Below are 15,319 nucleotides of genomic sequence, written 5' to 3'. Positions count from 1 at the left end.
TCCGGATCAGCGGCGTATCGCCCAAAACTCAAGTTGCAGGCCGGGAAAGTCTCCAGCCAAATGCAGGGCCAATGCGCCGTTCTGCTCCAGCTGACGCCACAGCTCGCCGCCTTTTTCCAGCTCGAAGTAGGTGAATCCTGCGTGATACGGCAAGGCTCGTGGCGCGACAGACAAAGGCTGCAAACCGATGCCCGGCAATTGCAGATGCACCAGATCGCGGATGCGTTCTACCGGCCCCAATTTCACCTGGGCCGCAAAATGCTGCCGCACGGTTTGGGCGGGCAAATCGGCCTGCACGGCCAATACAAAACCCGCTTGTCGCAAGAGCGCACGATCCGCAATCTGGGCCAGACGTACGCCCTGCCCCTTGTCCTCCAGCGCAATCGACACGGCCTGCTGTTCCAGGACCACGGACAGAGCACGGCGCAACTCCAGCACCAGCGGCAAAAAGGACTGGGCCAGATCGTCATGCTGATAGGAAGGCCAGATCAGCGGCTGACGCCCGTCCTGGGTGTAGGTAGCCAAAGCACCATATAATTCCATCCAGGCCTGATACAGCTCGCCAGGATGTACGTGTACGCGCTGCTCCATGGCCCACAAGGCAGCCCGATAGCGATTGACCAGCTCCAGCATCATGAAGTCGGCCACATCGCCCTGCCCGCGCCCTCCCGGCCCCAGGCGTTCTGCCAGAGCTTGGGCACGGGCCTGCAGTAAAGCCTGCACATCCGCGCTTAGAGCACTTAGCCGGGCATGGGCCTGAATGGATAAGATAGGGGGAATGAAATCCGGGTCCAACACCAGCGAGCGGTCGGGTCTGCGCTCCAGAATGCGGGCCACGGGCATGGCAACACTTTCTTCATACACCTCGGATTCGGGCAGCAAAACAGGCTGCAAACGCCCCAGTTGCGACAGGCACGGTTCAGGTGACAAACCACTGCTGTCATACAAATCCTGCTCGCTGACCACATAACGCGAACGACGCGAGCTGTGCCCATCAAACTGAATCTCTGCCCGCCCGGCCTGACGACGAGGCAGCACCAGCATCAGACGCTCGGGACGCACCACTTCGGGGGCCGTCCAGGCCACAATCTGCATCGCTCCCGGCCTGCAATCAAAGGGCGTGCCATCCGGCAACAAGCCGCGCGCTTCGCGCAATGCGACACTGCCCATACTCAGGGCCTGTTCGTCCAGACTCAAGGTTTCAAAGCCCCAGCAAAATGGCTGCGCAGCCCGCCTTCCGGCGTGGGCATAGTGCTCCAGATAGCGCTCCATCTGCTGAAAATGCTGAGGCCGTAAAAACAGCCCTTCGGTCCAAATGACTTTATCCATTGAAATAATCCGTTCCACGCCCATCAATCAACGACATGAATGGCGTTCTTGCGTAATTGCAGGCTGACCTGGACGGCATCCGGGGCCGACTGCCAGAACTTGTAGATATTGGTGGTGCGCGACTCGGGCAGCGGCAAGAGGACACGCCACACACTGGCATCCAGGTCGCGATACCCTACGACCACGCCAACAGCGGTGGCTTGCAAATCGCCTGGCCGTTTGAAGGTATGGGTCTGGCCGGGGCGCAGCACGATCTGCTCCACATTGAGCAGATCCGCCTGCAAGGCTTGTTGCGGGTCGGACTGCAGGGCGAAGAAGTCCCTGGATTCGAAGGTGCTGCCCGAGCGCAGCTCGAACACAAACACCTGTACCGGGGAAGGCCGACCCGTGGCATCCGGGTTGAGCTGTTCATCCGCAGTCAGAACAATCTCGTAGGGCACGGCCATGCGACTGGAGGTGGACGCGCACGAGGCCAGCAACCCCAGCATCAGCAGCGCGCACAAACGAAGCAATCGGCGAACGGTCACGATGTCTCCTTGAATGGCAATGCGCCCCATCTAAAAGCATGAATACGACAACTTTGTTAAGGACACGGGGTGTTTCGGTGCTTACCCTTGCGCAACAACTCTTACAAAACCGTCCGCGTCATGTCATGTGGCTGTCTTTTTCCTTTCCTAGTCTTGAGGGCAAGTACAACTTTTCTTTTTCCTGCCATGTATTTACCTGCCCGCCTGATCGTTCCGGCTCTGGCCCTTTTACTGACAGCCTGCGCCCAAACCCAGAACAAGCCAGTGGCTGTTTTCAGCCCGGCTGCCGAAGCTGAACTGGAGCAAATACGCTCTGCCTTTAATGAAGGTGACTACAGCACCGTGATCCGGCAAGTAGGCCGCTCCAGCACCCTGCCTGCTGCCGCGCCCAATCAATACAGCGAAGCCTTGAAACTGCAGGCCTTCAGCTTTTGCGTGCGCGACTACACTTTTTTGTGTGAAGAGCGTTTCAAGCAGGCACGGGCTGTAGACCCTGGCTTTACCCTGGCCCAGGCCGAGCGCGGTCATCCCACCTGGGGCCCGGTTTATGAAAAAGTGGCAGGAGCACAGCCATGAGCACAACTGTAGATTGGCGTTTGCAAGCAGAGTCCGGTGGAGCTGCGCGCCCTGTTCCTGAACCCGGTCTGGTCTGCGGTTCCTGGACTCAGGCTGATCTGGTTTTGCCCGATAACAATCAAACGCCGCCCGTGCTGTCTTACCTGCGTCGCCAGCACGATGTGCTGACGATTCAACGAGCCAGCTCAGACGGTCAGGTCGCCGTGAATGGCATCGAGTTGGCACTGGCACAGGTCAAGACCTTGCAGAATGGGGACCGCCTGACCTTGGGGGAAATGCACTACCGGGTGGAATCGGGAGTCAGCCCTGTCACACAGGATGAAACGCCTTTGGCAGCTGCGCCGGCGGCCGATCCTTTCGCAGATCTGCATGTTCCCGGCATGGTCCCGGTCGGTGGTCCCATGCCTGCGCCCTCGGACAAGCACCCCTTCGATACAGCAGCCAAACCAGCCAGCTCACCCAGCACCGACAGCACCATTCCGGCAGCCAGTTGGCAGCCAGAGTTGGGCCACGCCCCGGAGTGGGTCAGCACCTTGTCCGACAAGGAAAACGAGTTCGATCTTTTGCAGGGAATGCGTCAGGCCTAGGCCTTAGCTGCGCGGATCTTGCCAATCTGGACGGCTGTCCAGAAACAGGCACAGATCCGCTCTGTCCTGCGTGCCGGGCGAGCCCAGCCAGGTTTCCTGACCCAGGCCCAAGCCCGCCCCCAAACCCAGATCAGGCTGCTCGCTGGCTTGCAGCACCAGTTGTAACTGAACCGACCACTCCAAGCCCAGATACAAAGCCAGGCAATAGCGCAATTGCCGCCAGGCCGGACGACCTGGCAAGAAGCGGCCATAGTCCTGCCGACTCAAAGGGCCAATCCTTATTCGTATGGTTTGCTGCACATCCAGAATACGTGCACCCAGAACGGAATTTTTCCCAAGCCCCGAACAACTGCGGCCCAGGCTGACCTGAGTTTGATCATCCAGCGGCACCCAAACCGGCACGTTCTGCTGAATGCTGACGGGCAATTGGAAATAGCTGGCCAGTAGCGATTGCAGAGCAGGCGCACTACGGGTTTGAGACGCCAGCGCGGGTGCCTGAAAATGGACCGCATGGTCGCTCATGGGAGCCGATTCGCTCTGGCTCCCGACTCCGACCAGGCTGGCCAGCCAGCGTGTAAAACCGTCCTGGTCATGTTCCAGGTCACAGACTGCCTGCGCTTGTGCCCAGGCTCTGAAAAACAGCAAAAACAGACGATGATGAAACTGGTCCAGAAAGGCCACACCAGCACGGTCACCAAAGTTACGACTGCGCTGAAAAAAGTACTCCGTCATATGCAGCGGCAAAGGGCCATTGGGCCCCCACAAACCAAAGCCCTGCACATCCAGATGCAGTTGTTCATCGTCCCAACGAGCGGTTTGCACACTGGAGGCCGCAAAAGCCAAACTAGGCGGCTGGCCTACCCGCACATTTTCTTGGCGAGGCGTAGGCGCGGTTCCCAAACGAGGCTGGCCCTGGGCGGCTTGCAAGGCATCGACGGCCCGCAAAACCCGAAACAGATCATGGCCATAAGGCCATTGCTGAATGATCCGGCCCAGCTCTTCCAAAGAAGCCTGAGGCTTTAGCAGCTCCTGCTCGGCCCGGTTCACAGCACCGCCCGCGTACCTGCTTGCGGCCCCCACGCTCCCAGTTCCACCCCTGTCTCGGAAAGAAACTGGGTAGAGACAAAACTGTTCAGGCTGACATGACGGGCCAGATAACGACTGAGCACGGCGGCCAGAACAAAAGGACGGCCACCGGGAAAACCGCTTTGGTCCAGCGTGACCTCAAAATGCACGCCACGCGCCATCACCAAGGGTCCTGGCACCGGCATGGCCCTCTGCACAGGCCGCGCCTGCACCGCCACAATGGAAGCCAACTGACGCAAGGCACCGGCATCCGCGCTATCCACATGCGGGGCCAGCAAGGCACGCCAGCGTCCTGCTGCCTGCTTAGGGTCGGACTGGGCCACACCCAACTGGGCCAGACTCATCTGTGAAATCAAATCCCAGGCCTGACGGCCGCCGGTTGATGCAGGTCGAGGACGGGTCAAACCACCCAATAAACTGACACCGGCTACGGGCGCCGAGACTTGCAGGCTGAAGTCAGACTCGGGCGAGCGCGGCAGCAACAAGGGCAAATCACGGTTGCTGCACCAGGCCGTAACACTGATCTGATTCATGCCAAAAAACTCGGACTGCTCGTGCTGATTCACCAGCGATAAATACACTTCGCTACCGCCATAACTGCTGCGGCCACCCCAGCGTTTCTGGGTATCAGACACGACACGCGGTTCGCGTCGCACAGTGTAGTAACTGCCATAGCGTCCTGCATCCTGCGCCGTGCTGGCATACAAGGGTCGAAACAGCACATCGTCTGTTCCCTGTCGGCCATGTCCTTGCACTTGCTCCATCAAGCAAACTTCAAAGTCCATGGGACGCGTTCTGTCCATGACCACATGATGATCTGTTGCCTGAGGGCGCAAGGCCATGCGTTCACTGCGTCGACGAAATAAATTCACGACCGGTGTGCAATACAAACGCACATGGCCAGGGCCAACGCGTGCCGCCAGATCGGGCCAAGCCTGCTTAAGGACAATATGCAGGCTCCAGCGGCGGCTTTTTCGCTCCTGCGCACGTCTTCTGGCGATAGCTGCTTGCAGACCACGCAGCCGTACAAAAGCAAAACGGCCCGGCAAGGCGAAATACTCCCGCAGCAAGCGATGGCCGGAGAACTCGTGAGACACCATGGGCAAGATGGCTTGATCATCTTCCAGGCCATCGTGTGTCAGACAATCAGACGTAGCCAGAAATTGTGGGGCCTCGCCCTCCATTTGGATGAACACCCCCAACGCCTGCCGCAGCAAGGCATCCAGCAGCAAGCTGCTGTCAGATTCCGGGCCGTCCAGATGCAGGCTAAGCTCATCCAGAGCCAGCTCCTCCAGTGTCAAACCGCCATGCACCGTGAAGTCCAGTTTCAAGGCCGAACGGGCTTGTGCGGCCTGTCGGCTACCTAAAGCCGCCAGAGGCAGATCAGCCGCCACATCCCCTAAACTTACCTGCGACAAGCTCATGGGCCACAAGTCCACGGCATGGCAAGTAGAAAACTCGCAGGCGGTTTGTTCTCCGGCTGGAATACGGGAGCGCAAGGCGGTGTGGCGCGGCATGGTAAAACCTTTGGCCAGAGCACCTTCGCTCATGCTGGGACGAAACTGCACCAGTCCCATACTGGGGGTGGGCATCAACCAGGAAGGTTGAATCACATCCAGCAACTGCTGGCTTAGACGGGGAAATTCCGCGTCCATCTTCATCTGAATGCGAGCAGTCAGAAAGCTGAATCCTTCCAGCAGACGCTCGACATAGGGGTCAGCCACCGCCGTATCGTGCACGCCCAGACGGGCCGCCACTTTGGGGTAGGCTTGCGCAAATTCGGCTCCTAGCTCGCGCAGGTAAGCCAATTCACGGTTGTAGTAATGCAGCAGCTCCGGATTCATCCCGACGCGTAACTCTCTTCAAGGTCCAACTGCCCGCTTTCCAGATCAATACTGGTGCGCAGCAAGAATTCCTGCGGATACGGCTCGCACCAGACATGGCCCTGAATACGCAAGCTCAAGACGTTATGCAAATCACGCTGAGCCCTGTGATCCAGACAATGCACCTGCAAGGTATCGGGCAAAATGCGAGGCTCGAAATGCAGGATGGCGGTACGCAGCGCTTCTTCCACATCCAGCCACTCCACCTCGCTCATGGTCTTGCCCGCCAGCGGGCTCATGCCGTAGTTCAGGCAGGAGCGGCGCACATGAGCCAAGGCCTGCATCAAGGGGGTGGCCCCCTGATTGGGCGTGTTGAGCAAATGGCCCAGATCGCGCAATACTGCCTGACGCATCTGGTACTGGCTCATGGGCTGAGGAGGCTCCCAGGTTTGATCGGGCCGCTCGTCGGTCAGCCTGTCCAGCAGACAAGGTTGCAAGCGATCCGCCTGACCGCGCATCAGCGCGGCCCCGCGGCGTCCCGGTAAGCGAAAGCGGTCCATAGCGGCCCTGCCTGAAAACCCAAGCCCGATCAGGCTTCTTTGTTTTGCTTGATGTCCCAGGCCACCAGCGTTTCAGCACCTTTGCTGCCGCGGTCGGACTGTTCCCAGTACTGCTGTTTGACGCGTGCGGCCTGGAAGGAGTAATTGACCATTACGCTTTCCACATCGCGCTCGGCATTGAGCTGAACCGAAGTCACCAGCACTTCTTCCAGGGTGATTTTGGAGTATTCCACCTGCTCGCCACCGGCCTTGCACACCGACAGCTCCACCTTGCCCAGGTGCTTGCCGCTGGCGCAATGCTTCATCACGGCAGGGGCGGCCTTGTCGATGCGGGCGACCACATGCAGATCGTTGAAATTGGCCTTGCCCTGGCCGCCACCGCCGCCCGAACTCATGCTGCCGGGTTGCGAAGCGCCCCACGAGAAGGACTGGATATCGGTCCAATCCTTGTGGTTGGAATCTTTGGATTCGCCATTGGCGCCTTCAATTTTCATGAACATATCAACAGACACGCTTTTCTCCTTGGAGGTCGAATAAGGCCATCAAAAGGCCAGGGTGGGAATCAGTTCTGCTCGCCTTTCAGTGACGGCAAGCGGGACACCAGGCGCAGGGAAACCGTCAGGCCTTCCAGCTGGTAGTGCGGGCGCAAGAAGAACTTGGCAGCGTAATAACCGGGGTTGTCCGGCACTTCCTGCACCGAGACTTCGGCGGCGGCCAGCGGCTTGCGTGCCTTGGTTTCCTGCGAAGAGTTGGTCGGGTCGCCGTCCACGTAATTCATGATCCAGCTGTTTAGCCAACGCTCCATATCGTCGCGCTCGCGAAAGGAACCGATCTTGTCGCGCACAATGCACTTCAGGTAATGCGCGAAACGGCAGCAGGCAAACAGATACGGCAAGCGCGCCGCCAAACGGGCATTGGCGGTAGCGTCTGCGTCGTAGTACTCCTGGGGCTTCTGCAAGGACTGAGCACCGATAAAAGCCGCAAAATCGGAGTTTTTGCGGTGTACCAAGGGCATGAATCCGTTCTTGGCCAGCTCGGCCTCGCGGCGGTCGCTGATGGCAATTTCCGTGGGGCATTTGATGTCCACACCGCCATCGTCCGTGGGGAAGGTATGGCAAGGCAGGTTCTCGACCGCACCGCCCGACTCCACTCCGCGAATTGCCGTGCACCAGCCAAAATGCTTGAAGGATCGGTTGATATTGACCGCCATGGCATAGGCCGAGTTGGCCCAGGTGTAGCGGTCATGGCTGGCTCCGTCGGTGTCTTCCTCGAAGTCGAACTCATCAACCGGGTTGGTACGTGCGCCATAGGGCAAGCGCGCCAGAAAACGCGGCATGGCCAGGCCCAGATAACGGGCATCATCAGATTCGCGCAGGCTTTGCCAGGCGGCGTACTCGGTATTGGAAAAAATCTTGGTCAGATCACGCGGATTGGCCAACTCCTGCCAGGATTCCATCTGCATCACGGACGGCGCAGCACCGGCGATAAAGGGGCTATGCGCGGCAGCGCCGATACGAGCCAGCTCACCCAGCATTTCCACATCAGGCGGGCTGTGGTCGAAGTGATAATCCCCCACCAGGCAACCAAAGGGTTCGCCACCAAACTGGCCGTATTCCTGTTCGTACACTTTCTTGAACAAGGGACTTTGATCCCAAGCCACCCCTTTGTAGCGCTTCAGGTTGCGCGCCAATTCCTTCTTGGTCGCAGGCATCACGCGGATACGCAGCAGCTCATCAGTTTCGGTATTGCTGACCAGATGGTGCAGGCCCCGCCATGCCCCTTCCAGGCGCTGAAATTCGGGGTGATGCAGGATGTGATTGATCTGCTCGGTCATCTTCTGATCGATCTGGGCAATCACTGCCTGAATGGTTTGATAAGCGTCGTCGCTCAAGGTCACGGACTGGTCCAACGCCTGCTCGGCCAGCGTGGTGACGGCAAACTCAACCGCCTGCTGAGCCTGCTCGGTTTTGGGACGAAACTCTTGCTGCAACAGGCTGGACAGTTCATCCAGTTGGGCCGTATCGCGAGTGGCGGTCAAGGTCTGGGTGGAAGTCATGGGATGGGCTCCTTATGCTTTGGGCTCGTTGTCCTGATAGGGCTGGGACTCGTCCATCGTCAGGGCCTGGGGCGGGCGGCCAGCCAGGGCGCGCAAGAGTTCGGGCTGCTGCAGGAGACGAGACAAGAGTTCTTCCGCTCCGCTTTTGCCATCCATATAAGTCAGCAAATTCGCCAGCTGGGTACGAGCTTCCAGCAGGCGGGCCAGAGGTTCGATCTGACGGGCCAGTTCAGCCGGGGAGAAGCTGTCCATGGAATCAAAAGACACTTCCACTCCCAGCACGCCATCGCCCTTCAGGCTGTTGGGAACCTGCATGTTCAACTTGGGTGCGATGGACTTCATGCGGTCATCGAAGTTGTCCACGTCGATCTCCATAAACTTGCGCTCGCCCAGCTCCGGCTGGCTCTCCGTGTTGTGCCCGGCCAGATCCGCCAGCACACCCATCACGAAAGGCAGTTGCACACGATGCTCGGCGCCGTACAGTTCAACGTCGTACTCAATTTGCACACGCGGAGCCCGATTGCGCCCAAGGAATTTCTGGCCGCTGCCAGAATTGGATTTCACAGACATCAGGTCTTCTCCAGTTGATTTATGGAATTAAGAAGCGGCAGAGGCCGCTTCGGATCGAGGCATGAAAACCTGGATCTGATCCCAGGCGGCGGGTGCCAGATCACGAATCAGCTCGTGAAAACCCATGGGCACCAGTTGCTGGGCACGACGCAGCAGCAAAGGGGCAGGATGGCTGGGTTCGTGCTGTTCGAAATACGCCACCAGCTTGTCCAGCAACAACACCACCTCTTCGCGGGATGAAACATGCAGGTTTTGCCAACTCGCCAAGCCCATCACCGGGGGTACCTGATGAGCAGGTTGCGGGAGCACAGGAATGGTGGGGTCGCTTGCCTGCACAGGCTCGGGAGCGGAAGGGACAGATAGTGAGGTTGCCGCGTCCAGCACTGCGCAGGCGGCTTCCACGGTGTCCCAGGCTCCGTCCAGACGCACGGACCACTCGGCATCCAGATGACGATGCACCAGGGCCTCCAGCTCCTGGCGGAACTGACGCAAACGACTCAAGGCCACGGTCTGACTTTGGCCGGCGGCAAAGGCACGGCGCAACTCTTCGACCAGACGGTCACGACCCGGCAGGCCGCTATCTTTCTGGCTGCCATCCAGCACATAGCCGACTTCACGTAAATTCAGTTGACGATGCCCCAGGCTGACCACGGGAGCCTCACGCATCAGGCGACCCAGACCATCAATAGCCGACAGCCCGGCCAGCGCATTGACGCGCGGCAAGGGGTCCAGCTCGCCATCGTCGTGCAGACGCGGATGAACGTGCTCCCAGCCTTGTTGCAGGGCGCTCAATAGCCAATCGCACACCTCCACCAAGGCGGGCAACCCGCCTGTCTGCAAACGCGCCTGGGCCAGCACCACCAGCAAGCGAATATCTGCCGAGCGGTCCAGCAAGTCCTGCACCAGGCGCACGATGCGCGTCCATTCCGGAACCTGAGCCGGGATGATGGTTTGGCCAAACTGCTGCTCGCCCTGTACTTGCAAAGCCTGCATCAAGGCCAGAAAGTCTGTCTCGTATTCCAGGTTCTCGCCGTAGTGGGCGTTTTCGGGAGCCAAAATCCAGGCTGGCTGCCACTGCTCCTGTATTCCTTCGACCATAGCTGTCGTCTCGGATAACTGATCACGGAGCCAGTCTAGGAACTGAAGGTGACACCTTTTTGACGAAAATTTTTCCTTACTTATTTTGCAAAATGGATGTATTTACGCTCTTTTTGAAGCAAATAAAGCAAAAGCGCCGCCCGCAGGCAGCGCTTTTCAAAGGAAAAAAATTGGCGAGAAGCTAGTCGTCCAGCCCCTGCTCCTGTCGCCAGTGCTGGTAGCGTTGCTCCAGAACCGGCCGCAAGGTTTCGTAGCTGTCCCAATCGTCAGGCACGTGATAGATGGATGGCAAAACCTCGTCGTCCAGCGTATCCACGTAATCATCCAGATACAGCTCGTCGTAGTAAAAGTCGCTAAAGGCTTTGCCCTGCTCGGACATGTCTTCGCTGACCAGCACATCGTCGCAACACTCTTGCAGCAGTTGCGAGCCTTTGATCATGTGATCACGGCACTGGCGCACCTCGTTGGGGTAACGGTCCATAAAAGCATTAGCCAGCAGGCCTTTTTCCACCAGCCAGGCCAGATACATGCCGATGTGCGTGCGACCACCTTGCGGGCCCAGATCAGAGGGGTAGTCCCCGCCCACATGCCAGTCCACAGCGTCATATTTAACGGGATCAGTGTGCGTTTTCAATGTCGTACCTCCGTAGGTATGCGTATGTTCTTGGGAAGTGGCTGCTTGGGTGCATTCTTGCCAATCAACTCTGCGCCCTTGCTCTCCATTGCCTTGTCCTTGGCCTTCTGGGTTGCGGAGCGGCGCGCTCCCCCGCTCTTGACTTCGACCGCCCGGATTTTGCCCGTGTTCTTGTCCTTGATCAGTATATCGATCACACGGCGGGTCAATGGGGTTTTTGCAGACACCTGCGTGCCCATGACCTCGTGGCCTTCCTGCTTCAGCTCGGCCTCGACCTCACGCTCTCGCTGCGCACCCCGACGCCGGTTGCGTTTCAGCTGTGCCCGCTTGGCTTCGCGTGCCGCTGCCTTGCGTGCCGCCTCCGGCCCGCTGCCCGACACGCCCTTGCCGCCTTTACCGGCGCCGCCCCCGGCACCACCGCCACCTAGCAACAGCACTTTGAACTGGCTGGGCACTACCCGCATGCCCACCGTATTCACCGTGTTCTGCATGCTCAAGCTAGTCAGACGGGTCGCCGGAATTCCCTTCCACAGCACATTAGGTACGCAGGTAATGGAGCGCGAGCGCGACATCACGGTTTGCGAGATCAAGCCCAAAGCCACACCCGGATTGTCACCATTACTCAAGGGTATCGTTGTGAGCAGATTATGGGCAGGGCCGCCCTGCAACAGGATGTTCCAGGCATTGGGAATACCCATCAGGCCCGTCGCAAAATTCGGGTAAGGAATCGGCAACAGAGCCGGTGGTGTCTTGCAGATGTCGGGAAAGGCAATATCCATGCCGCCCCGTTGGCAATTGGCAAACATCAGGGCTCCTTATTCAAGATTCATGTGACACGCGGTCCAGCTCTCAGACTCGTGCAAAGCCGGGTCATTGGGCAAGCAGCCTGCGGCCTGTTCTTGCCTGGCCTTGTCCAGCAAGCAACGATGAAACTGGGTGCGCTCAAAATGTGCGCCATCCCAGCGAGCACGGCGGCAATCTGCATACGAGAAATCCGCATAGCGCAGTTGGCTATGCTCGAAACGGGCCCGCTCCAACACTGCCTGCGCGAAGTAGGCCTGCTGCAAAAAAGAGCCACGAAAATCTGCCTCGGGAGCGTGGGCTTGAGCCCACAGACTTTGTGTCAGATCCGCCTCCCGAATCTGCAGTCCTTGAGCCTGTGCCTGAACAAATAAAGCCTGCTTGGCTTGGACCTTGTTCAGCACGGCCTGATTCAAGATGGCAGACTTGAAATTGGTGCCGTAAAGACGAGCGTGGCTTAGATCCGCTTGAGTAAAGTCGGACTCCATCAAGACACTGCCGCTGAAATCCAGCCCCGACAGGTCCATGCCCTGGAAATTGCAGGTTTTGGCCGTCACCCTATGCCAGCGACTACCGGCCAGAGTGCTGCCCCGCCAATCCATTTCGGTGACCACCACATCTTCCAGACGGGTCGACTGCAAGGACAAGTCCCCTGCGCGGCAGCCAGTCCAAGTGCAACGCTGCAAAAGAGCTTGGTCGAAGTTGCCCGATTGCAAAATGCATTGCGCCCAGTGAGTGTCGCTCCAGGCTCCGCCTTGCCAGATAGCGCCCTGTAAATCACAGTCCTGCCACATTACCTCCCTGGCCTGGACATGCTTGCAGGACAAGCCGATCAAGACGCATTCCATAAAGGCGCAGCCATCCAGCACACTGGCGTCCAGTATTGCTCCGCTCAAGTCACATTGATGAAAGCGGCTACCCGCCAGATTGACGCCCAAGGCTTGCACACGCGGCAGGCGGCAAGCGATGAACACCGCTCCTGAATAATCGCCCGGTGGCAAGTACAGATCTCTGAAATCCAGCCCCAGCAAAGGCTCGCCTTGCCGAATGCGCAAACGCAAAGCATGTGCGTCCATCAGGCTTGTCCCCCGGCAGGATCGCGACGTGCCGTGCGTAAATACAGATTGCGGCTGCGGGTACGCGCATCCGTTTGCAAACCCATCAAATCAGCGCGGAAGAAGTTCACGGTATCCAGCATCGTGCCTTGAACATTCGCGCCCCCGGCCAGGCTATTGCTCATATCCACCTTGTTCATGATGGCTTGGCTAAAGTCAGTCTCGATCAGAATGCAGTCACTCAGGCGGGCCTGCGTCCATTTCGACCCCTGGAGATTGGCACCGGATAAATCACAGCGAATCAGTTGGGCCTGTTCAAAACAGGATTGCGACAAATCCAGCCCACGCAAATTGCTTTCTTCCAAGCGGGCACCGCGCCAGTCTGACCCCGGCATGTCCACGCCGGACACCACGCTTTGACGCCAGCAGCTGTCACGGCAATCGAGCACACCGTCCAACAGACCCAGCAGCCAGGACGTGTCCTCCAGGCTGGAGCCCCTCAAGGACAGGTCCCGCAGATCACAGTCCAGCCAAGCGCATTGCTGCAACTGGCAATCCAGATAAGACAATTCGGACAAGCGCGAGCGCATCAAATATTGCACGCCACTTAACTGCGAGGTCTCGAAGGTGCAGCGCAGCAAGTCCACATCCAGCCACTCCTGCTCCTGAAGGTTCGACTGCTGGAACAAGACATCCTGCCAACTGGACTCGCGCGGCTGCCATCGGGCCGCCTGCACCTGACGAAACTGTACGGATTGCAGTACTGCCGCACTGAAATCCACATCATCCAATTGGGACTGATTGAATTGAACCTGCTCCAATCGCGCCCGCACAAATGTGGCTCCCGAGCAATCAGCTCCTGCAAACGTGCCTTGCCGTAGAACCGCATCGTTAAAGCAGGTGCCAACACAGCGCACCCCGGAGAAATCGAAGTCCTGCAAATGCAGACCGCTCAAGTCCAGGCCAGACAGATTGCGGGTTCCGGCCAGAATCAACTCCACTCGCCTGCGCAAACGCTGCTGACGCAGATCAGAGGCAACAGGCGGTGCAGGGGCATAAGCTTGCATCGCACGTCTGGCCTGCTCCATGGGTTTGGATAGCAAGCCGGACACAGGGGCTTGATCGCTGGCTGTGGCATCCAGCTCGCACAACATGCGCTGTGTATCACGAGCCGTCACACGAGTGCTGGCCTGATCCTGAAATGGAGATTCACGCTGCAAGTCCTGCACTTTCGCCATGCCCTCTTCCATCTGCTGACGCGCATCCCATTGCTGGCGATTGGCTTGGCGCACTTCCTGCACCCAATCCGTTCGGTCCACATCCATAGGTTTGGGAGGCCCAGCCTGCGCCAAGGAAAACAGCTCGTTCTGCCAAGCCGGGTGTTCCTGTGCCGCGTCCTGCGCCCAGCGCTCCAGGCGCATCCGCATGGTCAGGGACAAGGGGTCGTCTGCGCTAGTCTGAAAATCATCCAAAGGTGCGCAGCAGTCAGCGGGTAGCAAATCCTGGTCGCGTAAGGCAAATAATCCGGCTTGATCGCCTTCACTACGCAAGCGCAGCACTTGCTCGTAATGGTCCTGGCCACGCGCTTGCCCCAAGGGCTCCAGGGCAGGCATTAATAAGTTCACATCTTGCGCCTGCGCGTCCTGAACCGGCACGCTCCCTTGGTACAGCAAAAGCATGTGGCCTAAATCAGGGAAGAACCAAACGGTGGTGTGCCGCAGGTCCAGCTTTTGCAGACCAGGTAGACGACGATCCTGATACCAGCAGATCGCCTCCCACTGCGGCAAGCTGCCACTCCACCGGGGTCGCTGGGCGTGCAGATGGTGTAGTTCCCAAGAACTGTCTGCGGGCCAATGACCTTGCTCACGCCACCACTGGTCCGGTTCAGCAGCATTGAAAAAATGTGGGTCCAGGCTGTCCAGCATCATGCCTGGATCGCCTTGCTGCCAGGCGGGGTCATAACGGCCCGCCAAACGAAAGCGACGTGGTCGCAAAGGCGATACCGGCCCCAAACCCGCTGGACGGCCCTGCTGGCCAGAACGGTGCAAGCGCCCTTCCCAAGGCTCTACCTGCGGCAAGCAAAGCGGTTCGCCCGGACTGGCTGCTTCCATTCCCATGCCGGCGGGATTATCGGGATACTGCGGCCCGCCCCAGCTACGGCTGCCATCCAAAGGCACGCGGGTAAAAGGCTCTGCCTCCCCCGGTCTGCCTTGCCGCCACTGACGTTGCCCAAATACAGCCAGCTGCTTTTCTATCGGGCCGACACGCGCTTGTACGGCCAGTTGGGATACCGGCTCACCACCAGGAGCGCAGGCATGGCCAGAGACCAGAAACTCTGCACAAGGTTTGGGCAAGGCCAGATCCAGCACATCGTCGTCCTGCATCAGCCCGGATACGCTTTGCCACATACGTGCATCGGTGCTCAAGACATGCGGGGCATCCATGGAACACCAGGCCTGTACCGACACGCTTAGCGCGTGTTGTCCGCGCCAGCTCCAGGGGCGTGCCAAAACACCCAAGCGCAAGGGCTTTACGATGCGCATGGGACTTGTCCTTTGGGAGAGCACGAGCAGGACTGACTTGGAGCAGGAGCACTGCCTGACTGCTCCGGACCCGC

15 protein-coding genes are annotated in these 15,319 nt (G+C 58.9%); 2 read left to right on the top strand and 13 right to left on the bottom strand.

What is annotated here, in order from left to right; translation table 11 throughout:
* Positions 1–6: 6 nt before the first annotated feature.
* Together tssK and tssJ are read right to left on the bottom strand one after the other, a co-directional pair.
* Complete coding sequence (gene tssK / locus D0C27_RS05290) at positions 7–1,329, bottom strand: type VI secretion system baseplate subunit TssK (protein ID WP_137430554.1); 1,323 nt, start codon at positions 1,327–1,329, stop codon at positions 7–9.
* A gap of 23 nt (positions 1,330–1,352) precedes the next feature.
* Positions 1,353–1,856, bottom strand: a complete 504-nt coding sequence (gene tssJ / locus D0C27_RS05285; RefSeq protein WP_240688313.1) for a type VI secretion system lipoprotein TssJ — start codon at positions 1,854–1,856, stop codon at positions 1,353–1,355.
* A 186-nt stretch (positions 1,857–2,042) separates the two neighbouring features.
* On the opposite strand from tssJ, the gene D0C27_RS05280 reads away from it, so the two are divergent.
* Positions 2,043–2,432, top strand: a complete 390-nt coding sequence (locus tag D0C27_RS05280) for a TssQ family T6SS-associated lipoprotein (protein WP_026483661.1) — start codon at positions 2,043–2,045, stop codon at positions 2,430–2,432.
* A complete protein-coding gene (locus tag D0C27_RS05275; RefSeq protein WP_083054896.1) occupies positions 2,429–3,019 on the top strand; it encodes an FHA domain-containing protein in 591 nt (196 codons plus the stop codon). The genes D0C27_RS05280 and D0C27_RS05275 overlap by 4 nt, the downstream gene beginning before the upstream one ends.
* Positions 3,020–3,022: 3 nt before the next feature.
* Here D0C27_RS05275 and tssG read toward each other — a convergent pair whose 3' ends face one another.
* From tssG to D0C27_RS05220, 11 genes are all read right to left on the bottom strand, one after another.
* Entirely contained in the window at positions 3,023–4,066 is a 1,044-nt protein-coding gene (gene tssG / locus D0C27_RS05270) for a type VI secretion system baseplate subunit TssG (protein ID WP_083054898.1), read from the bottom strand.
* Positions 4,063–5,949 (bottom strand): type VI secretion system baseplate subunit TssF, encoded by a 1,887-nt coding sequence (tssF, locus tag D0C27_RS05265; RefSeq protein WP_137430552.1) that lies wholly within the window; start codon positions 5,947–5,949, stop codon positions 4,063–4,065. Before tssF ends, tssG begins: the two co-directional genes overlap by 4 nt.
* On the bottom strand, positions 5,946–6,488 hold the full coding sequence (gene tssE / locus D0C27_RS05260) for a type VI secretion system baseplate subunit TssE (RefSeq protein ID WP_021447237.1): 543 nt from the start codon (positions 6,486–6,488) through the stop codon (positions 5,946–5,948). Before tssE ends, tssF begins: the two co-directional genes overlap by 4 nt.
* A 29-nt stretch (positions 6,489–6,517) precedes the next feature.
* Positions 6,518–7,000 carry an Hcp family type VI secretion system effector gene (locus D0C27_RS05255; protein ID WP_035270090.1) on the bottom strand — a complete coding sequence of 161 codons (483 nt, stop codon included), beginning with the start codon at positions 6,998–7,000 and terminating at the stop codon, positions 6,518–6,520.
* 50 nt (positions 7,001–7,050) lie between these two features.
* Positions 7,051–8,544, bottom strand: a complete 1,494-nt coding sequence (tssC, locus tag D0C27_RS05250; protein ID WP_009455530.1) for a type VI secretion system contractile sheath large subunit — start codon at positions 8,542–8,544, stop codon at positions 7,051–7,053.
* 12 nt (positions 8,545–8,556) lie between these two features.
* The gene (gene tssB / locus D0C27_RS05245) at positions 8,557–9,114 is read right to left on the bottom strand and encodes a type VI secretion system contractile sheath small subunit (RefSeq protein ID WP_170978544.1); all 558 of its coding nucleotides are present in this window, start codon (positions 9,112–9,114) and stop codon (positions 8,557–8,559) included.
* A gap of 27 nt (positions 9,115–9,141) precedes the next feature.
* Positions 9,142–10,212 (bottom strand): type VI secretion system protein TssA, encoded by a 1,071-nt coding sequence (gene tssA / locus D0C27_RS05240; protein ID WP_137430551.1) that lies wholly within the window; start codon positions 10,210–10,212, stop codon positions 9,142–9,144.
* A 181-nt stretch (positions 10,213–10,393) separates the two neighbouring features.
* Complete coding sequence (locus D0C27_RS05235; protein WP_009455524.1) at positions 10,394–10,846, bottom strand: hypothetical protein; 453 nt, start codon at positions 10,844–10,846, stop codon at positions 10,394–10,396.
* On the bottom strand, positions 10,843–11,652 hold the full coding sequence (locus D0C27_RS05230; protein ID WP_026483655.1) for a DUF4150 domain-containing protein: 810 nt from the start codon (positions 11,650–11,652) through the stop codon (positions 10,843–10,845). The genes D0C27_RS05235 and D0C27_RS05230 overlap by 4 nt, the downstream gene beginning before the upstream one ends.
* A 9-nt stretch (positions 11,653–11,661) precedes the next feature.
* Positions 11,662–12,723: a pentapeptide repeat-containing protein gene (locus tag D0C27_RS05225; RefSeq protein ID WP_137430550.1), complete on the bottom strand. Its 1,062-nt coding sequence runs from the start codon at positions 12,721–12,723 to the stop codon at positions 11,662–11,664.
* A complete protein-coding gene (locus D0C27_RS05220) occupies positions 12,723–15,245 on the bottom strand; it encodes a DUF2169 family type VI secretion system accessory protein (protein ID WP_137430549.1) in 2,523 nt (840 codons plus the stop codon). Before D0C27_RS05220 ends, D0C27_RS05225 begins: the two co-directional genes overlap by 1 nt.
* Positions 15,246–15,319 lie beyond the last annotated feature (74 nt).

The organism is Alcaligenes faecalis (assembly GCF_005311025.1).
GTDB lineage: Bacteria > Pseudomonadota > Gammaproteobacteria > Burkholderiales > Burkholderiaceae_B > Alcaligenes > Alcaligenes phenolicus.
This window is presented reverse-complemented; position numbering and strand designations above follow the sequence as displayed.

Bases quoted from the DNA above. Each gene is read 5' to 3' on its own strand.
- tssE (WP_021447237.1), bottom strand. From the start codon at position 6,488: ATGGACCGCTTTCGCTTACCGGGACGCCGCGGGGCCGCGCTGATGCGC.
- tssB (WP_170978544.1), bottom strand. From the start codon at position 9,114: ATGTCTGTGAAATCCAATTCTGGCAGCGGCCAGAAATTCCTTGGGCGC.
- D0C27_RS05275 (WP_083054896.1), top strand. From the start codon at position 2,429: ATGAGCACAACTGTAGATTGGCGTTTGCAAGCAGAGTCCGGTGGAGCT.
- tssA (WP_137430551.1), bottom strand. From the start codon at position 10,212: ATGGTCGAAGGAATACAGGAGCAGTGGCAGCCAGCCTGGATTTTGGCT.
- tssF (WP_137430552.1), bottom strand. From the start codon at position 5,949: ATGAATCCGGAGCTGCTGCATTACTACAACCGTGAATTGGCTTACCTG.
- tssC (WP_009455530.1), bottom strand. From the start codon at position 8,544: ATGACTTCCACCCAGACCTTGACCGCCACTCGCGATACGGCCCAACTG.
- tssK (WP_137430554.1), bottom strand. From the start codon at position 1,329: ATGGATAAAGTCATTTGGACCGAAGGGCTGTTTTTACGGCCTCAGCAT.
- D0C27_RS05280 (WP_026483661.1), top strand. From the start codon at position 2,043: ATGTATTTACCTGCCCGCCTGATCGTTCCGGCTCTGGCCCTTTTACTG.
- D0C27_RS05220 (WP_137430549.1), bottom strand. From the start codon at position 15,245: ATGCGCATCGTAAAGCCCTTGCGCTTGGGTGTTTTGGCACGCCCCTGG.
- D0C27_RS05230 (WP_026483655.1), bottom strand. From the start codon at position 11,652: ATGTTTGCCAATTGCCAACGGGGCGGCATGGATATTGCCTTTCCCGAC.
- D0C27_RS05225 (WP_137430550.1), bottom strand. From the start codon at position 12,723: ATGGACGCACATGCTTTGCGTTTGCGCATTCGGCAAGGCGAGCCTTTG.